This is a genomic window from uncultured Nostoc sp. (assembly GCF_964245575.1).
GTDB lineage: Bacteria > Cyanobacteriota > Cyanobacteriia > Cyanobacteriales > Nostocaceae > Nostoc.
Map to the genome: position 1 here is coordinate 1 of NZ_CAXTNP010000360.1, position 6,789 is coordinate 6,789.

6 protein-coding genes and 4 pseudogenes are annotated in these 6,789 nt (G+C 40.9%); 6 read left to right on the forward strand and 4 right to left on the reverse strand.

Features of this window, described 5'->3' with window-relative positions:
• Window positions 1–133: 133 nt before the first annotated feature.
• Entirely contained in the window at window positions 134–502 is a 369-nt protein-coding gene (locus ACFFAP_RS34250) for a hypothetical protein (RefSeq protein ID WP_375515392.1), read from the forward strand.
• A gap of 854 nt (window positions 503–1,356) precedes the next feature.
• Here ACFFAP_RS34250 and ACFFAP_RS34255 read toward each other — a convergent pair.
• Complete coding sequence (locus ACFFAP_RS34255) at window positions 1,357–2,016, reverse strand: IS982 family transposase (protein WP_375515393.1); 660 nt, start codon at window positions 2,014–2,016, stop codon at window positions 1,357–1,359.
• A 243-nt stretch (window positions 2,017–2,259) separates the two neighbouring features.
• Between ACFFAP_RS34255 and ACFFAP_RS34260 the strand changes: the two are divergent.
• Window positions 2,260–3,057, forward strand: a pseudogene (locus ACFFAP_RS34260) (group II intron reverse transcriptase); the annotation flags it as partial.
• A gap of 92 nt (window positions 3,058–3,149) precedes the next feature.
• Here ACFFAP_RS34260 and ACFFAP_RS34265 read toward each other — a convergent pair.
• The gene (locus ACFFAP_RS34265; RefSeq protein ID WP_375515394.1) at window positions 3,150–3,431 is read right to left on the reverse strand and encodes a hypothetical protein; all 282 of its coding nucleotides are present in this window, start codon (window positions 3,429–3,431) and stop codon (window positions 3,150–3,152) included.
• Window positions 3,432–3,473: 42 nt separating this feature from the next.
• Between ACFFAP_RS34265 and ACFFAP_RS34270 the strand changes: the two genes are divergently transcribed.
• Entirely contained in the window at window positions 3,474–3,704 is a 231-nt protein-coding gene (locus tag ACFFAP_RS34270) for a hypothetical protein (protein WP_375515395.1), read from the forward strand.
• Window positions 3,705–3,785: 81 nt separating this feature from the next.
• On the opposite strand, the pseudogene ACFFAP_RS34275 reads toward ACFFAP_RS34270, so the two are convergent.
• Window positions 3,786–4,029, reverse strand: a pseudogene (locus tag ACFFAP_RS34275) (transposase); the annotation flags it as partial.
• A gap of 1,148 nt (window positions 4,030–5,177) precedes the next feature.
• Here ACFFAP_RS34275 and ACFFAP_RS34280 point away from each other — a divergent pair.
• The 3 genes and pseudogenes from ACFFAP_RS34280 to ACFFAP_RS34290 form a co-directional block, all read left to right on the forward strand.
• Window positions 5,178–5,540: pseudogene (locus ACFFAP_RS34280) on the forward strand (ISLre2 family transposase); the annotation flags it as partial.
• Window position 5,541: 1 nt separating this feature from the next.
• Window positions 5,542–5,844, forward strand: a pseudogene (locus ACFFAP_RS34285) (GNAT family N-acetyltransferase); the annotation flags it as partial.
• An 18-nt stretch (window positions 5,845–5,862) separates the two neighbouring features.
• The gene (locus ACFFAP_RS34290; protein ID WP_375515396.1) at window positions 5,863–6,399 is read left to right on the forward strand and encodes a hypothetical protein; all 537 of its coding nucleotides are present in this window, start codon (window positions 5,863–5,865) and stop codon (window positions 6,397–6,399) included.
• A gap of 67 nt (window positions 6,400–6,466) precedes the next feature.
• Here ACFFAP_RS34290 and ACFFAP_RS34295 read toward each other — a convergent pair whose 3' ends face one another.
• Window positions 6,467–6,673: a hypothetical protein gene (locus ACFFAP_RS34295; protein ID WP_375515397.1), complete on the reverse strand. Its 207-nt coding sequence runs from the start codon at window positions 6,671–6,673 to the stop codon at window positions 6,467–6,469.
• Window positions 6,674–6,789: the final 116 nt, after the last annotated feature.

The window sequence follows — 6,789 nt, forward strand, 5'->3', positions numbered from 1 at the left end:
GGGGTGTAGTGTTTCTGTTCGAGGGACGCAACTTCAACCGCAGTTACCTGATGCTGACATTGAAAGTCAAACAATTCAGAATTTGTTCTAGGAAATCGTCTTAAAACTGTAAAGACAAAAAAGGATGGAAATCATGGTTTTAACTATTTACAAAGAAGACATTCTGCCTTACATCGTTGATTCTGAAAAATCATTATCAGCAAGGGCGGTAGCAGTAGGTGGTTGTATTACAGTATTGAGTCTGATTAAACTCTGTTACAACGTAACGAATGATAGTATAACGGGTTCAGCAGAGCTAGATACACCGTTGGGAAAGATACCGCTAGGTTCTTTTGATTTAAATCCTCAGCATCCAACAGCTACTATTGGCGGTGGTGCCTTTGGATTTAAAGCTGAGGTTGAAATTAGTTTTGATTTCAACACTGATGTGCTGAAAATCTGTGGTAAAGTGTGCGCTCCCTTTGCTGGATGTAAGAGTGGATGTACAAGCATTCACGTATAAAGCAAAAAGTTGATCGGGGCTTTACTATTTTTCTCTTATCATGGGAAACCTTTGATTAAAGGAAGATAACAGCCTCTATCGAATGATTCAATTAAGGATTACGAGAGCGATCGCTCCTCTTTTTATTAGAGAAGGCGATCGCTTTTTAGTTTAATTGGATAAAAAGAGGAGCGATGTCTACAGCTAGTTTTGCCTACGCATTTGTTGATGAAGTGCGATTCGTTGCTTAGGGAATCACGGTAAACAGCCCGTACATATCTAAGCCAGTGAAATGAATGGCACTAAGAAAAGGGAAAATCGTTGAGGCAGCAGGGGTGCAGAGGAGCGGAGGAGCAGGGGAGAAAGAAGAAGGAAGAAGCATACGGACAGAAACAAGAGGCATACGGAAAGAAGCAAGAGAAATTCTCCTCTGCCCCTCTGCCCCCCTGCTCCTCTGCAATCCTTACGCCGCCTACCCTTCAGCTTAACTTAGTGCCATTCGCCAGTGAAATCTAGATTACTAGACACTGAACTCTCAGATTGATATGGGTGAAAGCCCCATCCGCAAGATTCATGCGTGACTCCTTATCTGCCCACACTGAACAAGCTCGTTACTTGTAGAGTGAAGCTCTTAACTGGGCACAATCAGACTACCGTTATGGGTGGACACTGGTGCTAACAGGGGGTTCCCACGGTGAAACCGAGCCTAGAAAAGTAACCCAACAAAAAGCAGGACATATCCCTAGAACCTGACTTTATCAGAGCAAGACCCGCAGCATTTTTCATTGATAGCTGCAAGAATCACGGGTTTCTACGGTATTGAAAGTATCCACCGATATCACAAAGACGGACTCAGGATTAACCTAAGTTGCTAGTTACAAAAATGCCTGCTCTAAGGTGAAGGCAAAGATAAAAGCTCTTAGCTTCAGTAAAAAACCTTTCATAGTCACTGCATGGATTGATTTAGGGAACTTCTGAGTAATCAGACTGAAAACTGTCTCAATGTAATGCCTTGTAGTTTGTTTGATAAACTCTACCCAAGGTGGGTCAGTTCTTTTGGAATTCTTTTTTCTTTGGACTTGTAAGGAAATTTCGTCACAAAAGGCGAGGTTATCCTCGATGAGATAGTCATTGAAAGCTTTATCAGCATAAACCTGACTACCTGGTGGTAGATTTACAGGTAAAGTATGTAGCCCTCGGATGTCATGGGCTGACCCAGGTAAAAAAGCAACCTCCACAGGAATACCATTTGCTGTACTTAGTAAATGTACTCTTACCCCATAGAAATAGCATCTTTTGGAGGCGATATAGCCCCGATACTCTGATGAATTAACTAAGCGACAACGAGAAATACGAATGTTATGACAAATGGGAACCGGAAAGGAATCAATCAGATATTCAGTATTATCACTGATGTCTTTCAGTGCCATTCCCATTTGAGCAAACAAGTCATCCATCAAATCAGCGATCGCGTGTACACGACGATTAAACCGAGATTTGGATAACATCTGGGGGATAAAGCCATGCTCTGCCATGTATTCACAAGCTTTTTGATGAAAAGCAATTGAAAAATAAAGCAGCCACCCAAGCAGTTGTTAGAATTTCCGCATCGCTCATTGTTCGACGACAGTCTTCCGAGTGCCCAATCGCTTTGAGGATATCGTCAGTGATAGAGTAGATAGCAATTATTTCGTTAATCATTTTCAAGAGCAAGTCACTCTCAGCAGGGGATTTTACTCTATCTACTGTTACCATTTTCCATAACTAGCAACTTGGGTAGGATTACTAAAAATACCCCTGGAAAAAATATCGTAAAACCAGCAATCCGATACGCGGATGACATGGTTATTGTACTCCGCCCAGAAGACGATGCAACAGAAATACTTGACAAAATCGACAAATTCTTAGCCGACAAAGGAATGAAGCTTAGTGAGAAGAAGACAAGAATAACCGCCGCGACAGATGGCTTTGACTTCCTTGGCTGGCACTTCAAAGTACAAAGCAACGGAAAATTTAGATGCACTCCCTCGGTGGAGAATTATAAAAAATTCCCTCAGAAGGTAAAAGCCATTGTCAACAACTCGAATTATGGTTCTAAGGTAAAAGCTGAAAAGCTAGCACCGATAGTAAGAGGATGGAGAAACTACCACCGCTTCTGTAAAATGGACGGGTCAAGGCTCTCACTTTGGCACACCAACAATAGAACGTGGAAAGTGTTCAACAAGGAAATAAGGAACGACAAAGAATCAACTACAAAGCTGATAGAAAAAGCGTTCCCATCAGTCTCTTACTCCGAAAATAAACACGTCAATGTCAAAGGAAACAAATCACCTTTCGATGGAGACATGCCTTACTGGAGCGAACGCAACAGTAAGTTATATGACGGAGAAACCTCTAAGGCATTAAAACGCCAGAACCATACATGTGATCACTGTGGCTTAAAGTTTATAAGTGAAGAACGAGTAAACCTACACCACATAGATGGAAATCATGACAATTGGAAGGGTAAAAACCTAACAGCAATACATGAATCTTGTCACGATTTAATCCACATGAGCAAAAGGGTTATCCCTTAAGAATATCGGGAGCCGTGTGCATGGAAACAGGCACGCACGGTTCTAACAGAGAGGGACGGGGAATAATATCCCCTCTCGACTCTACCTTGCGGTCAGGGCGATCGTAGGATACACACAATAAATTTGGTAATGCGATCGTGCGATCGCCTGACCTTGTAGGGTGTGTTGGCGATAAAGCAACGTACCTTTTCAACTCTTAGGATACTTACATCTGTGGAGGGGAGAAGCGATACGCCCCTCTTTTTTAATTGCCGCCAATGCATAGGTGTAACCCGTTGTAGATATCGCACTTGTTTGATGATTTCACAGAGGCGATCGCTTTTTATTTGTTCTAAGTGCGATCGCCTTAGAGTCCCTGTTACCTTGGCAGACACATTATTTACGTTTATTTACTTGCCTACAATCTTCTTCGTAGTTTGATGTGGTCGGCAGGCACTACTTATTCTACCCCTCCGTTGCGCTTGTCGTTACAAGGTACGCGCCATCATTTAAATAACTTTATTCCTGAACTGTTAGCTGCAACTTCAACAAAACGTCTTCAAATTTATCACACTTTACTTAAAGTTATTGCTCACAAGGCTATTCCAGAAGGCCCAGGTCGCAGTGAAGCACGAGTTCGCAAACGCCGCCAAAAATTTATCCCTTGATGACCAAATCCCGGCATGAATTACGCAAACAATTGCAAACTGCTTAAACCACAGCTGTTTCAGCTTTTCTTAGTGCCATTCAATCAAGAGCCAAGTTCCATCTTTGCGCCAGTTGCGAAAATATGTGTAGACTGTTTGCCATGCCGAAAAGTCACCCGGTAGCGATCGCCATCTAACTCCTTTTACCAGAATATAGAAGATCCCATTGATGACTTCCCACATATCGACTTCAAGAAAAGCGACCACCGGGTTTTGGTTCTGGAATCATGTCACTGAGAAATGCATACTGGGCGCGGGTCAGATTGCTTGGGTATGCTTTACTCATGTTGCTCTCTCGGTGCTGTCTACTTTCTATTCACAGCGTATACTGAGAGAGCTTTTTTACAACCTGTCAGACTTTTCAAACACCCTCTGATAAAATTAGTTTTTGTGAGTTTTTATAAACTTTCTCAACTCAATCGGAAGTTTTAAATTTATTTGTGTAAAATTCACTCCGAAATTGGTGTGAGTTTATATCAGTTTATCAGGATAGACAAGTTTTGGGGAATATATCAAACTAATTTATACAAGGTTACTTGAAAAACAAAGTAGCTTGTAAAACGTTGATAGCAAGAAGTTTCAATCATCATTGCACTCATTCAAGCGGTGATCGCTATTCCTCACAAGTCGCAAAATTTTTCTCCTACCTGTCCAACATGACTTATCGCCTCTGATACCACGCTTGGCTTATTTTAATGTAAATCTTGTACCTTGCTCTAAATCCTTTGTGAGCAAGCTTTCAAGACTTAACGCGAAAAGTCACATCAAACATTAAGGTATATTTTTAGGTTGCCATGTCTTGATCTGTTTTTGCCCGCATAACCTCTGTGAGAATGTCGTGTTTTTTGAGGCAAAATTTTTCAAATCCGTCTGATTGGAACAATGGTTTTCATAAATTAACTTTTGCAAGCGTCTGACTAATGTACAATTAAAACTTTTTTTAACTGTATGACATCTATTACCAGAGAAAATTTAGAAGTTCCTCCTTAGTATCCAGTAAACGAAAACATCACAGATGTACCGGATTTTTACCCGCCACTTGGTTGGGTATGGCAATATCCACCAGTAAAGCAATCAATCCTTAAGTTTGCGAAACCTTTAGCATTAACCATGGTTGAGTTGTTTGACTATGCTTTGTTTTTAACTCAACTAGGTGTTGCCTATGCTCTTTATCGCTTTCCTCTCCACGCATCAGGGCAAACGCATCTAAATTACTCTTGATCACAACGAAGGTTAAGAACCAACGAAAAAATCAGGATTTCGCGCTTGATTATTTTTTAAGCCCCAAAGCGATCGCCGAAAACTTTCGCAATAAGCAAGAGTTAATGACATTAATTTCGGTCTATTGAGAATAGACTTTGCTTATTGACATGATGCGGCCGCCCTGCTCCACGCATCCTATGAATCCATGTTTTGGTTGATGATGGCTCCGATCTTCCAATTTTAGAAATGCATCTGATTAGTTTGGGAATTAGTCAAGCAAAACAAGTTTTATTAATCGCTGATGGTGCTGAATGGAAATGTAAGCATATTCCTCCTCTTTTAGAAAAACTGAAATCTCCCGAAGCCACTTATCAATTATTTGATTTTTCCCATGTTACTGAGCGGCTACAAAAATTTGCTGATGTGGTTTTTAATGATGACAATAAGCGGAATAATTGGTTTAAAAAAGCACGGATAACTTTAAAAAAAGGTAATGCCATGACCATAATTAAGCAGATGGATGAATTTATCTCTGAAGCTACGGCAGAACGTTGTAAAACTATGGTGATACAGAGAAATTACCTCTTACGTGCCTCAAATGCACGGTTCTCGCCTGGTAGAGGGTAAACGCTTGGTATATATTGACGGTATAGCTACCGCACCTTGGAATCGGGCATATATCCAACGTCCCCCCAAATTAAAAGGTGTTGGGACTGCATTCTTGGCATTTGCCAGAACCTGCAGTATGGAATTAGGGTATGAAGGTAGAGTAGGATTGCATTCACTACCGGGAGTAGAAGAATTTTATGATAGCCAAGGCATGATTGATGTGGGAGACGATGAAGATTACGACGATCTAGTTTATTTTGAGTATGGAGTTTTCCGTTCTCCTGGATAAGGTAGCAAAGGTAAATAAATGAGCCAGCAGGAACAGAGTGATGATCAAAGCACCTTTAACCAAGAAAATGCAGTAAATCCAATGGGTTTATTATTTGATGAAGAATGGTTGCGAAAAGGTGTTGAAGCTGAGGATAAAGTTGGTGGCAATATTGGGGCTGGATTAGATTGGGGTTCAGCATTTGGTTCCTTAGTGTTCAATCTAGAACTTTGGGGACGTTTCACAACGTTGCGTATTTCTCTAAATAGAGAAGTGCGATTGCTGCTAAATAATTGGAATTTAGGTACAGCTACGAAAATTGCTGTAAAAACTGCAAGAGAAAAAATACTTGAAAAGTTTAGACTGCCGATACCAGAGGTAAGAGAATACATACTTGCTACTCTGGAAAATGATGAACTTTATGGCGAAGAATTCATTTCTAATCGAGAGATACTGCGCGAACTGCTTGGGTTGTTGTTAAGACAAGAAGATTGGGAAACCATTGCAGCAGTTGCAGCAGATTCGTTAAAGAAAGAAATTATACATCAAGCTGTTAGTGACAAAATTTCGGCGTGAGTTTGAGAATTAGGCGCTTGACAATTCATTAATTTTTTGAACATTTGCTCCCATCTGAGTACTGCGCTCAACGGCGGGTAGTTCCCACAGGCTCCTTCGATTGTGTGGGGGTTGGCTTTTGTTTGGTTTTGGGCGGAATAACATATGCTACTGCACCAAGCCCAGCCATTCCAACGCCTATGATATACATAATATTTTTAGTGAAGTATTGTGAGCCGATGTATCCAAAGGTGATAGCTGCCACTGTTGTGACAATCATTTGAGGTAGTTTCATAATTTAAAATGTTGTTGTTTGTTTAATGAATGAAGCAATGATTCTTGCTCTTTGGCAATGGCTAGGGCGTGTTTTCAAACTATAACCACAACAAAATGGAGGCGATCGTAATCATA